Origin of the sequence: Janthinobacterium sp. CG3 (assembly GCF_000344615.1) — a bacterium.
Lineage (GTDB): Bacteria > Pseudomonadota > Gammaproteobacteria > Burkholderiales > Burkholderiaceae_D > Janthinobacterium.
Genome location: NZ_KB467824.1, coordinates 2,040,001 through 2,060,216, shown reverse-complemented (window position 1 = coordinate 2,060,216; position 20,216 = coordinate 2,040,001). Strand labels below are relative to the sequence as shown.

The following is a 20,216-nucleotide window of genomic DNA, read 5'->3' as shown; positions in this document are numbered from 1 at the left end:
TCCTTGCTGAATATGAACTAACGGTGGCGGCCAATGGCGGTGGCCACCGTCCAAGACAAAGGCGTCTTTCAAGCATGAACGATTCGTGCCGGAGAGACGCTTTTTCATTTTCGGAACTACAAGGAGCGGTATGTCAGAACAAGCGAGCGCAGCGGCCTGGGTGGCGGGGTCGGACAAGCCGGAGAAGGACACGGTCAGGATCGGCTTTTTGCCGCTGACCGATTGCGCCTCGCTGGTGATGGCGGCGGTGCTCGGCTTCGACCGCAAGTACGGCATCCAGATCGAGCTGCGCAAGGAAGCGTCGTGGGCCGGCGTGCGCGACAAGCTGTGCAACGGCGAACTGGACGCGGCGCACGCGCTGTACGGCATGGTCTACGGCGTGCAACTGGGCGTGGGCGGCTTGCGGCGCGACATGGCGGTGCTGATGAACCTGAACCACAACGGCCAGGCGATCACGCTGTCGAGCAAGCTGGCAGGCGAGGGCGCCGTCGACGGCGCCTCGCTGGCGGCGCTGATGCGCGCGCGGCCGCGCTCCTACACCTTCGCCCAGACCTTCCCGACCGGCACCCACGCGATGTGGTTGTATTACTGGCTGGCGGCGCACGGCATCGACCCCTTCCGCGACGCCCAGGTGATCACCATGCCGCCGCCGCAGATGGTGGCGAACCTGCGCGCCGGCCACATGGACGGCTTCTGCGCCGGCGAACCGTGGGGCCACAAGGCCATCGTCGACGGCGTCGGCGTCACCGCCGCGACCACCCAGCAGATCTGGCCCGACCATCCGGGCAAGGTGCTGGGCGCCACGCGCGCGTTCGTCGAACAGAACCCGAACACCTGCCGCGCGCTGATCGCCGCCGTGCTCGACGCCGGCAAGTGGATCGACGCCTCGGCCGCCAACAAGCGGAAAATGGTCGAGGTCATCAGCGCCGCCGAATACCTCAACACCGACCCGGCGTTGATCGCGCCGCGCATCCTCGGGCATTACCAGAACGGCCTGGGCAAGAGCTGGGAAGACCCGCGCAGCCTGAAGTTCCACCGCGAGGGCGCCGTCAACTTCCCGTATCTGTCGGACGGCATGTGGTTCATGACGCAGCACCGCCGCTGGGGCCTGCTCAAGGACGAGCCGGACTACCTGGGCGTGGCGACGGCGGTCAACCAGGTCGCGCTGTACCGGGAGGCGGCGGCGCTGGCCGGCACCGCGCTGCCAAGCGGCACGATGCGCAGCTCGACGCTGCTCGACGGCAAGGTATGGGACGGCAGCGACCCGGCGGCCTACGCCGCCTCGTTCGAGATCCGCTACGAGAAGCGTGATGTTCGTCGGTCGGGTTGGCCGGCACGGGATTGCGCGTTGCGCTAATCCGACCTACCGAAGCTTAAAATCGATACACAAGCAAAGAAGGAGTTGACGATGCTGATGACGGAACCGATCAAAATGGCCGGCAAGGCGCACGACGTGGACGTGCCGCTGTCGGGCGAAGTATTCGGCGCGCTGATCAACCTGTCCGGGCGGCGCCGCTTCACCTCGCAGCGGCTGGTGCTGTACACGCTGCTGGTCCTGCACGGCGACGCCGCCGCGGCGGCGGTGGCGCGCGAGGCGCTGGGCCTGTTTCGTACCGCCCACATCGCGCTGGTCAACGGCGACAGCAAGCTGCCCGGTATTTTTTGCCCGGAGCTGCAGGACGCCTACTTCGGCAGCCTCGGGGGCGACCGCAAGATCCTCGGCTTCATCGCGCTGGCCGAGCGTACGCTGTTCGCCGTCGAGCAAGGCAAGCGCGACTGCGCCGGGCTGGTGGCCGAACTGGTGTGCATGACGACGCCCATCCTGGCCGTGCTGAACCAAATCACCACGATCTACGAGGAGCAGTCCAAGCGCCACGCGCTGCTGATGAAAAAGCAGTTGCGCGGCGTCATTACCGACATCGAGACGATCGCCAAGCAGGCCAAGATGGTGGCCTTCAACGCCCGCATCGTCGCCGCCCGGGCCGGCCACGCCGGCCGGGAATTCGCCGTCGTGGCGGGGGTGCTGTCGAACATCACCGGCGAAATCGACGACATGGTCAAAGCGGCCTTGAGCGCCGCCTAAATTACACTGGAGCATAGCGATGAGCAAGCAAGGTAGCGTGACACTGGTCGGGGCCGGCCCCGGCGACCCGGAATTGTTGACCATCAAGGCGCTGCGCGCCATCGAGCGGGCCGAGGTGCTGCTGATCGACGACCTGGTCAACCCGGACATCCTGGCCTTCGCGCCGGCGACGGCGCGGGTGATCGAGGTGGGCAAGCGCGGCGGCTGCCAGCAGACGCCGCAGGAATTCATCGAGCGCCTGATGGTGGCGGAGGCGCGCGCCGGCCACCGCGTGGTGCGCCTGAAGGGCGGCGACCCGTATCTGTTCGGCCGCGGCGGCGAGGAGCGCGCCACGCTGCGCGCGCACGGCATCGCCGTCGACGTGGTGCCCGGCATCAGCAGCGGGCTGGCGGCGCCGGCCGGCATCGGCGTGCCGCTGACGCACCGGCGCTGGAGCCAGGGCGCGGTGTTTGTCACCGGGCACGGCAAGGACGCCGCGTCCGAACCGAACTGGGCGGCGTTGGCGCAGAGCAAGCTGACCTTGGTGGTATACATGGGCGTGGCGCGCTGCGAGGCGATCCAGGCGGGCCTGCTGGCGGGCGGCGCGGCGGCGTCGACGCCGGTGGCGGTGGTGCAGTCGGCCAGCCGGGCGGGGCAGCGGCAACTGTTGACCACCTTGGGCGAGCTGCCGGGCGCGCTGCGCGCCAGCGGCCTGGGCAGCCCGAGCATTATCGTGATCGGCGACGTCGTGCGCTGCGCCGACGATTGGTGCGAGCTGTCCGATCTGGCGCAAAGCGCCGGGCGCCGCTGACGATGTCCTCGATGGCGGCCGTCTGGTCGCCCGCGCCAAGGCAGGCGCCGCCTAGCGCGGGCGGAACGACTAGAAAATCCCCTGCAGCGACACCGACAGCAATTTCGAATCGCCGAAGAACGGGTAGGAATATTGCGACCTGTCCTTCGATACGTCGTATTGCAGCTTGAGCGCCATGTTCTTGCGCACGTCCCAGCGCAGCGACAGATATTGCGTGTTGCGTCCTTCGATGGGCTGTGTGATCGTGCGGTAGCGCGAAAAAGTGTACATCGGCGTCCACGCGCCGTACTGGTAGCCGACCCCGAACAGGGCATATTTATATACATTGTTGAGGCCCTTGCCGGCGTCGATTTGCTCGTAGCGGTCGACTTCGGTCTTCACCAGCCAGTTGCGGTAATCCATGTTCACCGACAGGCCCATGATGCGGGTGCTCTGATCGTCGATGATGCTGGCGCGGCTGCCATCGGGGTTGTCTTGCCAGGTCGAGCCGTTGTAATGCATCAGCATGGCGCGCGCGTCGAACACGCCATTATTTGCCGAGGCCGAGGCGCCGACGATGTTTTTCCATGATTCGTGCGTCGGCGTCGTGTAATAGATCAGGGTGTCGTAGGCGTCGTGCTTTTGCGTGTAGCCGCCGGCCCAGGCCGTAAACGTGCCGGCCCAGTCGGTGGCGCCGAACTGGGTGCGGTAACTGACGTTGGCCCCGTTGTAGGCGTAGATCGGCCAGCCGTATACGTCCGGCATCGGCCGCACCCACGGATAGGCGTAGCCGATGTACAGATAGTCGCTATAGTAATAGAGCGGAATGCGCATCTTGCCGGCCTGGAAAGTCCAGGCCGAATCGGCCGACGGTGACCAGGTCGCGTACAACCAGTCGACGGTCGGGCGCGACCCCTCGTTCGGATTATTGGCGCGCGCCACCAACTGCGTCGTCAGCGACAGGGTCGGCGTGAAATCCTTCTTGATCTGCACCCCCAGCAGGGACTCTTGGTCAAGCTGAAAACCCTTGTCCTTTTGGTAGACGCTGACGTATTCCCAGCCCTGGATGGTGCACGGGCATTTCCATTGCTGATAAGTCCAGGGCGCGCCGCTGCCTTGCGCCGCGCCGCTCAAGACCTTGGCCCCGGTCAAATTATAAAAACCGGTCAGTTTCAGGCTGCCGTCGTCGCTGAGGTCGATGGCGCCGGCGTGGCCGGCCGCCAGCGTTGCAAGCGCCAATGCGATCAGTGTTTTTTTCATCGAGCAATCTCCAGGCATGGGAAGGGCGCGCATCAGGGCACGGTCGCGACGACTTTGACGCTGTCGTCGACGGCCGCTTTTTCGATATAGGCGATGGCGTTGACGTTCTCGCCAACCGCTTTCTTGACGTCGGCGCTGGACTTGTATTCCTTTGGCGCCTTGCCCTTGCCGGTAAAAACGAGCTTGGCCCAGACGGCCTGCACCTGGGACGGCTCTTTTTCCAGCACTTTTTTATAGAATTCGGCGCGGATGGCCGAGCCCTCGGCCTGCTCGATCGGCGTAAACAGCACCGAACCGCCGAGAAAGAATTGCGCCGCCTGCGAGGGAAACATCTTGGTGGCGGGGTTTTTCGGATTGACCACGAGTACCAACTCGGCGCGGGCGGGAACGGCGCCCATCGCCAGAAGCAGCAGCAGCGTGGGCAGACGGCGTGGTCGTTTCATCGTTGTTCCTGTCATCTGTTTGGGCGCCGACGAGGCGCGCGCCCTATCATCGAAGTCGTCCACCGCGCCGGGCGCGAACCCGGGGGAGACGACCAGAAAGCGGTTCTGATGCCGGCGCGGGAAACGATGGCGTTGGCATGCCCGACGTTTTTAGTCTACCTCGGATATTGCGCCCAAACAATAAAAGCGCGAGGAAACCGGATGTTCGGCCGTCGACGTTTCATTTACGCGACATTCGTCCGGCGGCGCCGATGCCGGACGGAGGTGACGACGCTTTCCCGCCACCGCCGGCAAGCGGTGCGCGTTGTTGCGCCTTTTTTGAGGTAATTTTGCAACAAAAACCAGCTTGCCTAGACAATTCGCATGGCCTGGCGAGCCAATGTGGCGCGTGGCTCCCCGCCCATGCTCCGTAACCTTTCCTAAAAGATATGCTTATCAGCAAGCCGCATCAGCCAAGCGGCGGACCGGCGGCGCGCCCGCGCCGTCGCCGCCCGGCCATCGTCGCGCGGTCATCACGTGTAGCTTCATTCATCCTACCCCCCTGTGGAGATTTAAATGACAAGACTGTGCCGTGTTTTCCTGACCCTCCTGCTGCTGGCCGTGACCAGCGTCGCCAGCGCCACCAACTACAGCCTGTGGATTAACGGGCGCAACGGCGGCGGCGTCGTGGGCGACTACAACAGCTTCACCTACTGGGGGCCGGCCGCGACCGCCGCCGGCGTCAATAAAAAGGCCGTCAACTGGGACGGCTACAACAGCATCGCCTCGCAAAACGGCAAGATCCGCGACGCCCTCGACTGCTTTTGCACCGGCCAGAACTGGTGCTACGTCGCCACCCACAGCGCCGGCGACCTGATGATGGGTTACACGATGTCCAACTACGGCGGCAGCGCGCGCCTGAAAAAGAACGCCAGCCCGGGCGCCGGCGGTACCTGCGGCAATGCCGACGGCAGCACCCAGGTCGGCTGGAACATCAAGTGGGTGCGCGCGGCATCGGGCGCCGGCGGCGGCTCCGAACTGTCCGACCTCGGCTCGTGGGGCAGCTCCGAACCGCTGGTCAAGGACTTGAAAACGGCCACCGCGCGCGCCATGTATAACCACAACGACACCCGCAACGTCATGTTCTACATGTACGCCGGCGGCAAAGGCTCGTTTTATTCCTTCATGCTGCCGGGCCAGGACGACCAGGCCGTGGGCTACCACAGCACCGGCGGCGTCGCCGGCGCGGCCGGCCAGTCGCTGTGCAACCCGGGCGACTCGTGCGCCGAACTGACCGCGGGCAGCGGCGCCAACGGCAATGGCAGCAGCAAGTGGAGCAACCATTCGGTGGAGTTCCGCGACACCCAGGAGCAATACGACCACTACACCAGCGCCAACTGGCTGGGCATCGTTTCGGTGGTGCGCGGCGTAATGGTGAACAGTGCCCTCTAAGCGTCCCGGCGGCCCGCGCCGCACGCCGCCGCCAGGCCCGGCCCCGGCCGGCTGGCTGCGGCGCCACTGGCCGGCGGCGTTGGCGCTGGCGGCCGGGCTGGCCGCCATCGGCGTGTCGCTGTGGCCGGCGTCCGGCGACGCCAGCGTCGCCGCCGTCGCGCCGGTGGCGAGGGCATCGGCGCCGGCCTGGCCCGGCGTCGGCGCCGCGCCCGGCTTGCCGGCGCCGGCCGCCGGCCAGTTGCAGCAATTGCGCAGCCAGCTAGAAGAGGCCGACCGCGCCTATTGCGACTACCGCGACAACACCCGCTACCCGAACGCCTCGCGGCCGATCGCCGAGCACCCCGACCAGGTCTATCCGAACCGGCCGGTGGCGGAGGCGCATGCGATGCGCACCGACAAGGGTAGCGACAGCTCGGTGCAACTGCACACCTCGCAGTCGCGCGTGTTCATGGCGCCGGGCGAAAGCGTGACCTTCACGCTGAAGGCGGTCGACGGCGCCGGCGCGACCTTGCCGCTGTTCGTCACCCGCTCGGCGGCGCGCGGGCTGACCTACGGCGCCAGCCGCCCGGTCTCCCCCGTCACGCTGCAATTCGGCGACGACGGCGGCAAGGGCGACGCGGCGGCCGGCGACGGCACCCATTCGGCCACGCTGGCGCCGACGCAGAGCGGCTTCGCCCAGTTCAACGGCACCATCCGCACCGAGATCAGCTATAACGTCGGCGACCGCAGCGGCGTCGTCGTGTTCGACGTCATCTACACGCCGGAAGTGCCGGCGACCTGGTCCGGCCCGGTGCGCGACGCGCTGGAAAACGGCTCGCTGGTCTACTATTTGAAGGCCGAAGTGCGCCAGGCCGGGCGTTACGTGGTCAGCGGCCGCGTCGACGACGCCAAAGGCAAGCCGTTCGCGCTGGCCAGTTTCAACGAGCTGCTGCCGGCCGGTCCGAACCAGATCAAGCTGACCGTGTTCGGCAAGCTGATCGGCGACCAGCAGGCGGCGCTGCCGCTGACCTTGCGCGACGTCGACGCCTATCTGCTGAAGGAGGATACCGACCCCGACCGGGCGTTGATGCCGCGCCTGGAAGGCACCGTGCATGTGAGCAAGAGCTATCCGGCCACGGGTTTCGCCGACGCCGAATGGCAGAGCGAGGAGCGCAACCGCTACCTGGCCGAGCTGGGCAGGGATGTCGAATCGGCCAAGCAGGGTTTGCTCAAGGTCGCGCCGGAACAAGCCGCCTCGCCGCTGCTGACGCAGCGCTGCGCCAGGCCGGGCGGCGCCAAACGCTGACGGTAGCGGATGCCGCGGGCGGCGCGGAAATGCTTTCCCGCCCGCGCTGTCCCACGCCTTGTGCCGACCGGATCGCGTTGCGGGCGCCGTGTCGCGCTGGGCCAGGCGACGGCTTCGATATACTCAATTGGGCTGGCGCGGATAACGTCGTTTTCCATCGCTTGCGCCGGCCCGGATGAACCGGCTTGTTCTGGAAATCCCGAGCTCGCTTGAGGATGAGGCCGTTGCCGCCGGCGCAGGGCAATAGTCTGGCATTGCGCGCGCGGCCAGCGTGCCGTCGCGCGGACACTGGCCGGTTTCCAGCAAGCGCAAAGGCCGGGGCGGGCACGCGGCGGCGCGCAAACGGCTCATGCCGGTGAGCGCCCGGCGCGGCCGCGGACGAGTATGTTTGGCGGCCGGCGCCGGGCAATGGTGCGGCGTGCCGCGGGCAAGTGGGTTAAGATTTAGTCGCACGAATCAGGCCTAGTAACACTAGACGATGAACCCGCCGTCCAACCTACAGACAGATCGATCCGCAGTGCGGCGACGAGTCCGCGCGGCATCGGTGAACGAAATATGCAGGGACTGTTTTCGCGCGAAGAGGACAGGGTCCCTGGGTTGGCTTCGGCGTAATTGACACTGCGGAACGAGCCTAATGGATCCCTCCGACACCCGTACCGAAACCGGTACCCCTACCCGCGCCGAAACCGCCGCCGCCCCCGCCGCCGCGACCGCTACCGAGGGCGATCCCGGCGCCGGCCCGGCGCGCCGCGACGAGGTCAGCGTCCTGCTCGTCAACGACGACCCGGGCACCTTGTTTGCGCTGCGCGCCATCTTGACCGACCTCGACGCGGAGATTGTCTGCGCCGCCTCCGGCGAGCAGGCCCTGATGCGGCTGCTCCACCAGGACTTCGTCGCCATCGTGCTCGACGTCAAGATGGCCGGCCTTGACGGCTTCGAGACGGCGCGGCTGATCCGCCTGCGGCCGCGCTCGCAATGCACGCCGATCATCTTCCTGACTTCGCACCGCGCCACCGACCTCGACCGCACCAAGGGCTATGACCTGGGCGCCGCCGACTACTTGTTCATGCCGGTGCCGCCCGAGGTGCTCAAGGCGAAGGTGCAGGGCTTGATCGATCTGGCGCGCAGCCAGCCGCCGCCGGGCGCGGCCGCCGGGGGCGCCGCCGGCGGCCCCGAGCGTTGCGCCGACGCCGAGCGCCTGATCGTCCAGCACGCCGGCGACTACGTGGCCCTGCTCGACAGCGCCGGCGCCTGGTTGTACGCCAGCCCCAGTTATGTCGATGAATTCGGCGCCGCGATTGAGCTCGGCGGCAACTACGCCGGCATCGTCCATGCCGACGACCGCGAGCGCGTGCGCGCGGCGCTGGCGCAGCTGGTCGCCGGCGACGCCCACCGGCGCCTGCAGTACCGGGTGCTGGGCCGTACCGGCCGCTACCTGGAGTCGGCCACGAACCTGGTCCGCGCGCCCTCGGGCGCCGTGACGCAGGTGGTGATGGTGTCGCGCGACATCACCGAGCGCAAGGAAATGGAGGCCTACGTGTTGCACCAGTCGTTCCACGACGCCCTGACGGGTTTGCCCAACCGTCTGTTGCTGGAGGACCGCATGCGCCAGGCCACCGCCCAGGGGGAGCGCCAGCACGCCACGGTGGCGGTGCTGTTCATCGACCTCGACCATTTCAAGGAGATCAACGACTCGCTCGGCCACGCCGCCGGCGACCGGCTGCTGCAGGACGTCGCCGAGCGGCTCGGCACCTGCGTGCGCGACGGCGACACCGTGGCCCGCCTGGGCGGCGACGAGTTCGTGGTGCTGCTGGTGGGCATGCACGACGTCGAGGACGCGGCGCTGGTGGCCGACAAGATCCTCGCCGCCGTCTCCGCCGCCTGCCAGATCGAAGGCCGCCATTTGCGCGTCACGCCCAGCGTCGGCATCGCCGTCTTCCCCGACGACGGCCAGCAAGCGGCGACGCTGCTGCGCAACGCCGACACCGCGATGTACCATGCCAAACAGGAGGGCGGCGCGCGCTTTTCCTTCTTCACCCCGCGCATGCACGAGGCGGCCAGCCGCAAGCTCGAGCTCAGCTGCGCGCTGCAGCGCGCCGTCGGCGCCGGCGAGTTCGTGCTGCACTACCAGCCCAAGGTGTGCGCGGCCAGCGGCGACATCTGCGGCTTCGAGGCGTTGATGCGCTGGCCGCAGGCCGACGGCCGGGCGATCCCGCCGGCCGTGTTCATCCCGGTCGCCGAGGAAACCGGGCGCATCGAGGTGATCGGCGCCTGGGCGATACGCGAGGCGGCGGCGCAGCTGCGGCGCTGGGGCGCCCTGGGCTTGGGCGGCGTGCCGATCGCCGTCAACGTGTCGGCGCTGCAATTGCGCCGCGACACGGTGGCGCGCGACATCGCCGCCGTGGTGCGCGGCGCCGGCATCGCGCCGTCGATGCTCGAGCTCGAGCTGACCGAAAGCGCCGTCATGGGCAACCCGGCGCTGGCGGTGCAGACGCTGCGCCAGATCCACGCGCTGGGCATAACGATCGCCATCGACGACTTCGGCACCGGCCATTCCTCGCTGGCCTACCTGAAGCGCCTGCCGATCGACAAACTGAAAATCGACGCCTCCTTCGTGCGCGACATCGCCACCGACGCCGGCGACGCGGCCATCGTGCTGGCCATCATCACGCTGGCGCACGTGCTGCGCCTGACCGTCATCGCCGAGGGGGTCGAGACGGCGGCGCAGATGGAGTTCCTGATCGCCCACGGCTGCGACGAATTGCAGGGGCACTATTTCAGCGAACCGGTGTCCAACGAGCAGGCCCTGGAACTGTTGCGGCGCGGGCCGTTCAGGCTGGCGCGGCCGCAGACGGGGGGGGCGGCATGAATCCACAGGCGGCACCGGTGGAGCGGCGCGCGGCACCAGCGCAGCGGCGCGCGCACGACCTGGGCGCCGGGGGCGGCGGCGGCGGCCGCGCGTTCGGCCCGTTGCTGTTGCAGGCCCTCACCGCGCTGCGCGAGGGCGACTTCAGCGCGCGCCTGGCGCAGGACTGGGGCGGCGTCGACGGCAAGATCGCCGACGCCGTCAACGACATCGCCAGCACCCACGAGCAGCTGGCCAGGGCGGTCGGGCACGTCTCGCTGCTGGTCGGCAGCGAAGGCCGGCTGGGCCAGCGCATGCAGTTCGAGCGCACCGCCGGCGCCTGGGGCGCCGAACTCAACGCGATCAACTCGATGATCGACAACCTAGTGCAACCGGTGCGCGACGTCGGCCGCGTCATCGGCGCCGTGGCCCGCGGCGCGCTCAGCGAAAGCATGCAGCTCGACATCGAGGGGCGCCCGCTGAAGGGCGAGTTCCTGAAGAACGCCCACATCATCAACACCATGCTCGAGCAGCTCAACAGCTTTTCCAGCGAGGTCACGCGGGTGGCGCGCGAGGTCGGCACCGAGGGCAAGCTGGGCGGCCAGGCGATGGTCCAGGGGGCCTCCGGCGTCTGGAAGGACTTGACCGACAACGTCAACCTGATGGCCAGCAACCTGACCGGCCAGGTGCGCAACATCGCCGAGGTGACCACGGCGGTGGCCCAGGGCGACCTGTCGCGCAAGATCACGGTCGACGTCAAGGGCGAGATCCTGCGCCTGAAGGACACCATCAACCTGATGGTCGACCAGTTGAACAGCTTCGCCGGCGAGGTGACGCGGGTGGCGCGCGAGGTCGGCACCGAGGGCAAGCTGGGCGGCCAGGCCGACGTCAAGGGCGTCTCGGGCGTTTGGAAGGACCTCACCGAGAGCGTCAACCTGATGGCCAACAACCTCACCGGCCAGGTGCGCAACATCGCCGAGGTGACCACGGCGGTGGCGCAGGGCGACCTGTCGCGCAAGATCACGGTCGACGTCAAGGGCGAGATCCTGCGCCTGAAGGACACCATCAACATCATGGTCGACCAGTTGAACAGCTTTGCCGGCGAGGTGACGCGGGTGGCGCGCGAGGTTGGCACCGATGGCAAGCTGGGCGGCCAGGCCGAGGTCAAGGGCGTCGCCGGCGTGTGGAAGGACCTCACCGAGAGCGTCAACCTGATGGCCAACAACCTCACCGGCCAGGTGCGCAACATCGCCGAGGTGACCACGGCGGTGGCGCGCGGCGACCTGTCGCGCAAGATCACCGTCGGCGTGCGCGGCGAAATCCTGCAACTGAAGGACACCATCAACATCATGGTCGACCAGTTGAACAGTTTCGCCGGCGAGGTGACGCGGGTGGCGCGCGAGGTCGGCACCGAGGGCAGGCTAGGCGGCCAGGCCCAGGTCAAGGACGTCGCCGGCGTCTGGAAGGACCTCACCGACAGCGTCAACGCGATGGCCAGCAACCTCACCGGCCAGGTGCGCAACATCGCCGAGGTGACGACGGCGGTGGCCCGCGGCGACCTGTCGCGCAAGATCACCGCCGACGTCAAGGGCGAGGTGCTCGAACTCAAGAGCACCATCAACATCATGGTCGACCAGTTGAACAGTTTCGCCGGCGAGGTGACGCGGGTGGCGCGCGAGGTCGGCACCGACGGCAAGCTGGGCGGCCAGGCCCAGGTGAAGGACGTCTCCGGCGTCTGGAAGGACTTGACCGACAGCGTCAACGCGATGGCCGGCAACCTGACGGTGCAGCTGCGCGACGTCTCGAAGGTGGCGACGGCGATCGCCAGCGGCGACCTGGGGCAGAAGATCACGGTCGAGGCGCAGGGCGAGATCTTGCAGATCAAGGACGTCATCAACGTCATGGTCGACCAGTTGAAGAGTTTTTCCGGCGAGGTCACCCGCGTCGCGCTCGAGGTCGGCACCGAGGGGCGCCTGGGCGGCCAGGCCGAGGTCGAGGGCGTCAGCGGGGTGTGGAAGAACCTCACCGACAGCGTCAACCTGATGGGCAGCAACCTGACCGGGCAGGTGCGCAACATCGCCGCGGTGACGACGGCGGTGGCCAACGGCGACCTGTCGCAAAAAATCACCGTCGACGTGCGCGGCGAGGTGCTGCAGTTGAAGGACACCATCAACATCATGGTCGACCAGTTGAACAGCTTCGCCGGCGAGGTGACGCGGGTGGCGCGCGAGGTCGGCACCGAGGGCAAGCTGGGCGGCCAGGCCGACGTCAAGGGCGTCTCCGGCGTGTGGAAGGACCTCACCGACAACGTCAACCGCATGGCCAACAACCTCACCGCGCAGGTGCGCAACATCGCCACCGTCACCACGGCGGTGGCCAACGGCGACCTGTCGCAGAAAATCACCGTCGACGTCCAGGGCGAGGTGCTGCAGTTGAAGGACACCATCAACATCATGGTCGACCAGTTGAACAGCTTCGCCGGCGAGGTGACCCGGGTCGCGCTCGAGGTCGGCACCGAGGGGCGCCTGGGCGGCCAGGCCCAGGTGCCCGGCGTGGCCGGCACCTGGAAGAACCTGACCGACAGCGTCAACCTGATGGCCAGCAACCTGACCGGGCAGGTGCGCAACATCGCCGCGGTGACGACGGCGGTGGCCAAGGGCGACCTGTCGCAAAAGATCACGGTCGACGTGCGCGGCGAGGTGCTGCAGTTGAAGGACACCATCAACATCATGGTCGACCAGCTCAACGCCTTCGCCGGCGAGGTGACGCGGGTGGCGCGCGAGGTCGGCGTCGAGGGCCGCCTCGGCGGCCAGGCCCAGGTGCGCGAGCTCTCGGGCGTGTGGCGCGGCCTGACCGACAACGTCAACCTGATGGCCAGCAACCTCACCGACCAGGTGCGCAACATCGCCACCGTCACCACCGCCGTGGCCAACGGCGACCTGTCGAAGACCATCACCGTCGACGTGCGCGGCGAGGTGCTGCAGCTCAAGGAAACCATCAACACGATGGTGGCGCAGTTGCGCGGCTTCGCCGGCGAGGTGACGCGGGTGGCGCGCGAGGTCGGCACCGAGGGCCGCCTCGGCGGCCAGGCCTACGTGCCGGCCGTGGCCGGGGTGTGGAAGGACCTCACCGACAACGTCAACCTGATGGCCAGCAACCTCACCGGGCAGGTGCGCAACATCGCCGCCGTCACCACCGCCGTGGCCAACGGCGACCTGTCGCGCAAGATCACGGTCGACGTCCGCGGCGAGATCTTGCAACTGAAGGACACCATCAACATCATGGTCGACCAGTTGAACAGCTTCGCCGGCGAGGTGACGCGGGTGGCGCGCGAGGTCGGCACCGACGGCAAGCTCGGCGGCCAGGCCCAGGTCTCCGGCGTCTCCGGCGTCTGGAAGGACCTCACCGACAGCGTCAACCTGATGGCCGACAACCTGACCGACCAGGTGCGCGGCATGGCCAAGGTCGTCACCGGGGTCGCGGTGGGCAACCTGAAGCGCAAGATGATGGTGCCGGCCAAGGGCGAGATGGCCTCGCTGGCCGACACCATCAACGACATGGTCGACACGCTGGCGACCTTCAGCGACCAGGTGACGCGGGTGGCGCGCGAGGTCGGCGTCGAGGGCCGCCTCGGCGGCCAGGCGGTGGTGCCGGGCGCCGCCGGCAGCTGGAAGGACCTGGTCGACAACGTCAACGAACTGGCGGCCAACCTGAGCACCCAGGTGCGGGCGATCGGCGAGGTGGCCACGGCGGTGACCAAGGGCGACCTGATGCGCTCGATCCAGGTGGCCGCGCGCGGCGAGGTGGCCGACCTGAAGGACAATTTGAACCAGATGATCCGCAACCTCAGGGAAACCACCGAGCGCAACACCGAGCAGGACTGGCTGAAGACCAACCTGGCGCGTCTGACCCGCATGCTGCAGGGACAGCGCGACCTCGGCGCCGTCGCGCGCCTGCTGCTGTCGGAGCTGGCGCCGCTGGTGGCCTCGCAGCACGCGGTGCTGTACCTGATGCAGGCGCCGGCGCGGCAGGGCGGCGGCGCCGTCCGCCGCCTCAGCCTGGTGGCCAGCTACGGCTACCAGCAGCGCAAGAACCTGTCGAACGAATGGGCCGTCGGCGAGGGCGTCGTCGGCCAGGCCGCGCTGGAAAAAAAACGCCTGCTGATCACCCACGTGCCGGACGACTACGTGCCGATCGTCTCCGGGCTCGGCCAGGCCAGCCCGCGCAACATCGTCGTGCTGCCGATCCTGTTCGAGGAGCAGGTCAAGGCGGTCATCGAGATCGGCGCCTTCAGCCCCTACCAGGCGATCCACCTGAGCTTTCTCGACCAGCTGGCCGAGGGCCTGGGCATCGTCTTCAATTCGATCGAGACGGCCTCCGGCACCGAGGCGCTGCTGCGCCAGCAGGCCCAGGCGCTGGAGGGGGAGTTCCAGTCCCAGCAAAACGAGTTGCAGAAAACCAACGCGGAACTCGAACGCAAGGCGCGCCAGTTGTCCGAGCAAAACGCCGAGGTCGAGCGCAAGAACCGCGAAATCGAAGTGGCGCGCAACAGCCTGGAGGACAAGGCGGCGCAGCTGGCGCTGACGTCGAAGTACAAATCCGAATTCCTCGCCAACATGTCGCACGAGTTGCGCACCCCGCTCAACAGCCTGCTGCTGTTGGCCGAGCAGCTGCGCCAGAACCGCGAGCAGAACCTCAGCGAGAAGCAGCTCGAGATGGTGCGGGTCATGCATGGGTCCGGGCGCGACCTGCTGCACCTGATCAACGACATCCTCGACCTGTCGAAAATCGAGGCGGGCAGCGCCACGCTGGACATCGAGGACGTCGCCACGGCCGAGCTTGCCGGCGACCTCGACAAGGCGTTCCGCCACCTCGCCGAGTCCAAGGGCCTGGCCTTTTCGCTCGACGTCGCCGCCGACTTCCCGGCCTTCGTGCGCAGCGACGGCCAGCGCCTCAAGCAACTGCTCAAGAACCTGTTGTCGAACGCGGTCAAGTTCACCGCCAAGGGCGGCGTGTCGCTGTCGGCGCGCATCGCGCGCTCCGGCTGGGGCGCCGGCAGGCCGGCGCTGGAACAGGCCGCGCTGGTGCTCGCCTTCAGCGTCAGCGACAGCGGCATCGGCATCGCGGCGGCGAAGCAGGGCGTGATTTTCGACGCCTTCCAGCAGGCCGACGCCAGCACCGCGCGGCGCTACGGCGGCACCGGCCTGGGGTTGGCCATCAGCCGCGAAATCGCCCGGCTGCTGGGCGGCGAGCTCGACGTCGCGAGCGGGGAGGGCCGCGGCAGCACGTTCACCCTGTATTTGCCGCAGCCGCCGGCGGCGCCGGGCCAGCGCGCCGCGGCGGCGCCGCGCGGCGCGCCGGCGCCGGCCGCGTTCGCGCCGCCGGCGCCGGCCGGCGCCGAGCCGCTGCTGCTGATCATCGAAGACGATCCGGTGTTCGCGCGCATGCTGCAGGGCCTGGCGCGCGAGCGCGGTTTCAGGACGCTGGTGGCGACCGGCGGCGAGGACGGCTTCGCGCTGGCGCTGCGCGCGCGCCCGGACGCCATCGCGCTCGACCTCGGCCTGCCCGACGCCGACGGCTGGGACATCGCCGACCGCCTGCGCGCCGACCCGCGCACGCGCGGCATCGCCGTGCACGTTATTTCGGTGCGCGACCGGCCGCAGGCGGACCGGCGGCACGGCGTGGCCAGTTACACCACCAAGCCGGCCGACCTGGACGCCCTGGCGCAGGTGTTCGCCGACATGACGAGGCACCTGGCGCGGCCGCTGCGCGCGTTATTGCTGATCGAGAACGACGTGGCCAAGCGCGCCCCCATCATGGCGGCGCTGGCCGGCCCGGACGTCGTGCTCGACGTGGCGGCCAGCGCCGCCGAGGCGCTTGAGGCCTTGCGCAACAGGACGTACCAGGGCCTGGTGGTCGCGTTGGACTTGCCGGACATGGACGGCTTGGCCCTGCTGCGCGAGGTGCGCCGCGACGCGGCGCTGGCGGCGATCCCCGCCATGCTCTACAGCGCCGGCGCGGTCGACCCGGAGGTGCGCGCCCAGGCCGTCGAACTGGGCGCGCTGGTCGTCGGCGAGGCCGGCCGCGAGCGCGAGGGACTGGCGCCGGACGCGGCCGAGTTCCTGCGCCGGGTCAAGCAGGCTCTGCCGCCGCGCCGGCCGGCCGCGCCGGCGCCGGCCGCGGCGTTGCGCGGCAAACGCGTGCTGGTCGTCGACGACGACGCGCGCAACCTGTACTCGCTTACCGGCTTGCTGGAAAGCCAAGGCATGGCGGTGCGCGCGGCCGTCGGCGGCGCGCAGGCGATCGCCCAGCTCGAGGCGGACGCCGGCGTCGACATCGTGCTGATGGATATCATGATGCCGGAGCTGGACGGCTACGACACCATACGCCGGCTGCGCGCCGACCCCCGCTTCGCCGCGCTGCCCATCATCGCGCTGACGGCGAAGGCGATGTTGGAGGACCGCGACAAGTGCCTGGCCGCCGGCGCCTCCGACTACGCCTCGAAGCCGGTCGACGCGGATCAGCTGCTGGCGCAGTTGTGCGCCTGGCTGGCCGCGCCGCCGCCGCCGCCGGCCTGAGCGGCGCCGCCGCCGCGCGCCGCCTCGTGCACCAGCGCGTACTGGTGGAAGGCGCCGCGCACGGTCTTGCGCACGATGTCGTCGTCCCACGGTTTGGTGAAAAAGCGGTAGATTTGCCCTTCGTTGATCGCGTCGATGACCGATTCCAGCGCCGTGTAGCCCGACAGGACGATGCGGATGGTATCCGGATGCAACTGGCGCACCTTGTTGAGGAATTCGGTGCCGCGCATCAGCGGCATGCGCTGGTCGCAAATGATCACTTGCACGCGGTGCAGCGCCAACAGGCGAAAGCCCTCGTCGGGCGTGGCCGCCGTCAGGATCTGGTAGCCGTCCGGGCGCATCAGCCGTTTCAACGCCGCCGCCACTTGCGCTTCGTCGTCGACGATAAGCAGCGTCTCGCGCGGCGCCGCTTCGCCGGGCGGCGGCGCCAGCGTCGTGTTTTGCCGCATCAGTTGGCGGAAGTCGCGCTCCGGCAGCGGCGGGCTGAAATAGTAGCCCTGCATCTGGTCGCAGCCGTGGCGCCGCAGGTAGCCCAGTTGGGCTTCGGTTTCGACGCCCTCGGCGACCACTTTCAGCCTCAGGCTGTGCGCCAGCGAGATGATCGACAGCGTGATGGCGGCGTCGTCCGGGTCGGTGCTGATGTCGCGCACGAAGGAGCGGTCGATCTTCAGCACGTCGATGGGGAAGCGTTTCAAATACGACAGGCTCGAATAGCCGGTGCCGAAGTCGTCGATCGACAGGTGCACGCCGAGCTTTTTCAGGCCGCCCAGCACGCTGATGGCGTGCTCGACGTCGGCCATGACCATGCTTTCGGTAAGTTCGATGTCGAGCCAGCGCGCGTCCAGGCCGGTCTCGTCGAGCACCGCGGCGATCGACGGCAGCAGGTCCGCTTGCGCGAACTGGCGCGCCGACAGGTTCACCGCCACCCGCAGCGGCGCCATGCCGGCGTCTTGCCAGGCCTGGTTCTGGCGGCAGGCGCTGCGCACCACCCAGGCGCCGATCGGCACGATCAGCCCGGTTTCCTCGGCCAGGGCGATGAAGCGCAGCGGCGCCAGCTGGCCCAGTTGCGGGTGGTTCCAGCGGATCAAAGCCTCCATGCCGACCACCCGGCCGCTGCGCAGGTCCACTTGCGGCTGGTAGTGTAGTTCGAACTCTTCGCGCTCGATGGCGTTGCGCAGGTCGCCCTCGATGCGCAGGCGTTCGAGGGCGCGCTCGTTCATCGCCGCCTTGTAGAACTGCACGTTGTTGCGCCCGGTTTGCTTGGCCCGGTACATGGCGATGTCGGCGTGCTTGATCAGCGCCTCCGGGTCGGCGCCGTCGGCCGGGTAGGCGGCAACGCCGATGCTGCAGGTGAGGAACAGCTCGTGTCCCTCGATGTGCACCGGCGCGGCCACCGCGTCGAGGATGCGTTGCAGCGCCAGCGAGGCGGTGTATTCGTCGAGGTCGTTGGGCAGGATCAGCACGAATTCGTCGCCGCCGATGCGCGCCGCGGTGCTGGCGCCGCCGGCCTCGGCCTCCAGGCGCTGCGCCATCGTGCGCAGCAGCGCGTCGCCGGCGGCGTGGCCGAGCGTGTCGTTGACGAATTTAAAGTGGTCCAGGTCGATAAAGGCGATATACAGCGGAAAGTCGTCGCGGGCGGCGTAGACGATGGCCTGGCTGAGGCGGTCGCTGAGCAGGTTGCGGTTGGCCAGCCCGGTCAGGGTGTCGCGGTTGGCCTGGAATTCCAGCTCGGCCTCGTAGCGTTTGGTGGCGGTGATGTCGTACAGCGCGACGACGAAATGGCCGATCGCGCCGGCGTCGTTGCGCACCGGGGCGATGTAGACTTCGCACCAGAACAGCGTGCCGTCCTGGCGGTAGCAGCGCAGCACCGCGTGGCCGTCGCGCAGCTCGCGCACGGTGGCGCGGATCTCGGTGATGCCGGCCTGCTCGGCGTCGGCGCCCCACAGGAAGGCGCAGTTGCGCCCCAGCGCCTCGCCGGCGGCGTAGCCTGTCACCTGCTGGAAGGCCGGGTTGACGTATTCGAGCACGTAGCCGCGCTCCTGCGCCGAGCAGATCAGGATGGCGTTGGCGCTGGCCTCGATGGCGCCCTGCATCAGCCGCAGCGTGTCCTCGGCGCGGGTGCGCGCGGCGATGTCGGCGGCCAGCTCGGTGTTGCTGTGGCGTAGTTCGGCGGTGCGCGCGTCGACCAGTTGCTGGGTGCGGCGCGCCCGCGCCACCAGCGTCTGGGTGAAGCCGGCCGCCAGCAGCGACAGCGTCAGCGCCAGCGCCAGCGCCAGCAGGGCGCCGCTGCCGCTGCCGGTCAGCGAGCTGCCCTGGCGGGAAATTTGCACCAGCCACGGCCGGTCGGCCACCTCGAAACCATACGCGACGGCGCTCGGTTCGTTGTGCCACAGCCACGCCGGCAGCCAGCCGGCGGCGGCCGGCGCCGCCGCCGCCGCCGCGCCGTGGCGGTAGGCCAGGTTGGCCGGGTCGGCGCGCTTGCTGTCGTACACCGCGACGGCGATCTCGGCGTTGTGCAGGAAGCCGCTGGTGCGCAGGATGGTCTCGATGGCCGAGCCGATCTGGAATACCACGGTGGTATAGCCGAGCAGCGCGGCGCGGCGGGCGGCGGCGCCGTCGAGCCGCGCGCCGTGGCGGTAGACCGGCATCATCACCAGGAAGCTGCGCTCGCCGGCCTTGTCGCGGGTGCGCCGGAACAGTTTGGTGGCGGCCATGCCGCCGCCGTCGCGCGCGCGCGCGGCCGCCTCGGCCTGTTCGGCGATCGTCAAGACGTCCAGGCCCAGCGCGCCGGTGTGGCCGACCAGCGGTTCCAGATAGTCGACGACGCGGTATTGCTCGCGCTGGCCGGCCACTTGCCGTTTGCCGTCGCGTATTTCGGTGATGGCGAAATCCGCGTACAGCGCGCCCATCGCCCGCTCGTAGGCCGGCCGCTCGGCGCCCGCCAGCAGGCGCTGGAACGCCACCGACTGGATCGCCGGATGGTGTTTCAGCGAGATTTGGACGAAGCTGCGGAATTGCTCGCGGCTGACCGCGCCGGTGCTGACGAAAAACTGGTTGATGGTTTGCAGTTCCTCGACCGCGCTGGTGAAGTCGTCGCGGATGGCGATCATGCGCAGATTCGCCTGGTCCTGGAATTCCAGCGACAGGCGGTCGTGTTCCAGATAGCGCCCGCTGGCAAACAGGGCGGCGCTCAAGACGCATCCGAGCAGCAGCACCAGCAGCGCCGGATAGGAAACCGAGGGCAAACAAAAGCGGGCGCGCGACATATTGCCTCCATTGGCGGCCAGTTCAGTCGGTTGGAATAACCGCCGCGTGCGTGAAGGGCCGGGCGGTTGCCGGTGGGCCTGGAAAACCATTTACCCGCGGCCGCAAGGCGCCGGAGACAGCCTACAGTAACCTATTTCCGAAATGTTTAGGGGAAACGCCGGCCATTGCCGTGGAAAAATAGCGACGGCCCGCGCACATGGAACACGTTCCACCATGCACTGCACCATTTTCGGGCGAAAGCGCACCGCGATGTCT

Annotated in this window: 10 protein-coding genes; 7 read left to right on the top strand and 3 right to left on the bottom strand. The window is 68.4% G+C overall.

The features are described 5' to 3' along the window. Positions 1-130 precede the first annotated feature (130 nt). Genes JANGC3_RS0108855 through cobA form a run of 3 tightly spaced genes read left to right on the top strand, consistent with a single transcriptional unit; the run spans position 131 to position 2,873 of the window. Complete coding sequence (locus JANGC3_RS0108855) at positions 131-1,357, top strand: CmpA/NrtA family ABC transporter substrate-binding protein (RefSeq protein WP_017876131.1); 1,227 nt, start codon at positions 131-133, stop codon at positions 1,355-1,357. A 51-nt stretch (positions 1,358-1,408) separates the two neighbouring features. After that, on the top strand, positions 1,409-2,083 hold the full coding sequence (locus tag JANGC3_RS0108850) for a methyl-accepting chemotaxis protein (RefSeq protein ID WP_017876130.1): 675 nt from the start codon (positions 1,409-1,411) through the stop codon (positions 2,081-2,083). 19 nt (positions 2,084-2,102) lie between these two features. Beyond that, positions 2,103-2,873 carry a uroporphyrinogen-III C-methyltransferase gene (gene cobA, locus JANGC3_RS0108845; protein ID WP_017876129.1) on the top strand — a complete coding sequence of 257 codons (771 nt, stop codon included), beginning with the start codon at positions 2,103-2,105 and terminating at the stop codon, positions 2,871-2,873. Positions 2,874-2,942: 69 nt separating this feature from the next. Here the strand turns inward: cobA and JANGC3_RS0108840 are convergent, their stop codons facing one another. Continuing rightward, positions 2,943-4,112, bottom strand: coding sequence for a hypothetical protein (locus tag JANGC3_RS0108840; protein ID WP_017876128.1), 1,170 nt, complete (start codon positions 4,110-4,112; stop codon positions 2,943-2,945). 32 nt (positions 4,113-4,144) lie between these two features. Beyond that, positions 4,145-4,555 carry a hypothetical protein gene (locus JANGC3_RS0108835; protein ID WP_017876127.1) on the bottom strand — a complete coding sequence of 137 codons (411 nt, stop codon included), beginning with the start codon at positions 4,553-4,555 and terminating at the stop codon, positions 4,145-4,147. 555 nt (positions 4,556-5,110) lie between these two features. On the opposite strand from JANGC3_RS0108835, the gene JANGC3_RS0108830 reads away from it, so the two are divergent. From JANGC3_RS0108830 to JANGC3_RS0108815, 4 genes are all read left to right on the top strand, one after another. Beyond that, positions 5,111-5,986 (top strand): hypothetical protein, encoded by an 876-nt coding sequence (locus tag JANGC3_RS0108830; protein ID WP_017876126.1) that lies wholly within the window; start codon positions 5,111-5,113, stop codon positions 5,984-5,986. Further along, positions 5,976-7,271 (top strand): hypothetical protein, encoded by a 1,296-nt coding sequence (locus JANGC3_RS0108825; RefSeq protein WP_017876125.1) that lies wholly within the window; start codon positions 5,976-5,978, stop codon positions 7,269-7,271. Before JANGC3_RS0108830 ends, JANGC3_RS0108825 begins: the two co-directional genes overlap by 11 nt. A gap of 634 nt (positions 7,272-7,905) precedes the next feature. After that, on the top strand, positions 7,906-10,140 hold the full coding sequence (locus JANGC3_RS0108820; RefSeq protein WP_017876124.1) for a putative bifunctional diguanylate cyclase/phosphodiesterase: 2,235 nt from the start codon (positions 7,906-7,908) through the stop codon (positions 10,138-10,140). Continuing rightward, entirely contained in the window at positions 10,137-16,694 is a 6,558-nt protein-coding gene (locus JANGC3_RS0108815; RefSeq protein WP_081611806.1) for a HAMP domain-containing protein, read from the top strand. Before JANGC3_RS0108820 ends, JANGC3_RS0108815 begins: the two co-directional genes overlap by 4 nt. Here the strand turns inward: JANGC3_RS0108815 and JANGC3_RS0108810 are convergent. After that, positions 16,637-19,960 (bottom strand): EAL domain-containing protein, encoded by a 3,324-nt coding sequence (locus JANGC3_RS0108810; protein ID WP_017876122.1) that lies wholly within the window; start codon positions 19,958-19,960, stop codon positions 16,637-16,639. The two genes, JANGC3_RS0108815 and JANGC3_RS0108810, sit on opposite strands and share 58 nt — an antisense overlap. Positions 19,961-20,216 lie beyond the last annotated feature (256 nt).

Excerpts from the sequence above, each read along its gene's own strand:
- JANGC3_RS0108855 (WP_017876131.1), top strand. The coding sequence starts at position 131 with ATGTCAGAACAAGCGAGCGCAGCGGCCTGGGTGGCGGGGTCGGACAAG.
- JANGC3_RS0108850 (WP_017876130.1), top strand. The coding sequence starts at position 1,409 with ATGCTGATGACGGAACCGATCAAAATGGCCGGCAAGGCGCACGACGTG.
- cobA (WP_017876129.1), top strand. The coding sequence starts at position 2,103 with ATGAGCAAGCAAGGTAGCGTGACACTGGTCGGGGCCGGCCCCGGCGAC.
- JANGC3_RS0108840 (WP_017876128.1), bottom strand. The coding sequence starts at position 4,112 with ATGAAAAAAACACTGATCGCATTGGCGCTTGCAACGCTGGCGGCCGGC.
- JANGC3_RS0108835 (WP_017876127.1), bottom strand. The coding sequence starts at position 4,555 with ATGAAACGACCACGCCGTCTGCCCACGCTGCTGCTGCTTCTGGCGATG.
- JANGC3_RS0108830 (WP_017876126.1), top strand. The coding sequence starts at position 5,111 with ATGACAAGACTGTGCCGTGTTTTCCTGACCCTCCTGCTGCTGGCCGTG.
- JANGC3_RS0108820 (WP_017876124.1), top strand. The coding sequence starts at position 7,906 with ATGGATCCCTCCGACACCCGTACCGAAACCGGTACCCCTACCCGCGCC.
- JANGC3_RS0108815 (WP_081611806.1), top strand. The coding sequence starts at position 10,137 with ATGAATCCACAGGCGGCACCGGTGGAGCGGCGCGCGGCACCAGCGCAG.
- JANGC3_RS0108810 (WP_017876122.1), bottom strand. The coding sequence starts at position 19,960 with ATGTCGCGCGCCCGCTTTTGTTTGCCCTCGGTTTCCTATCCGGCGCTG.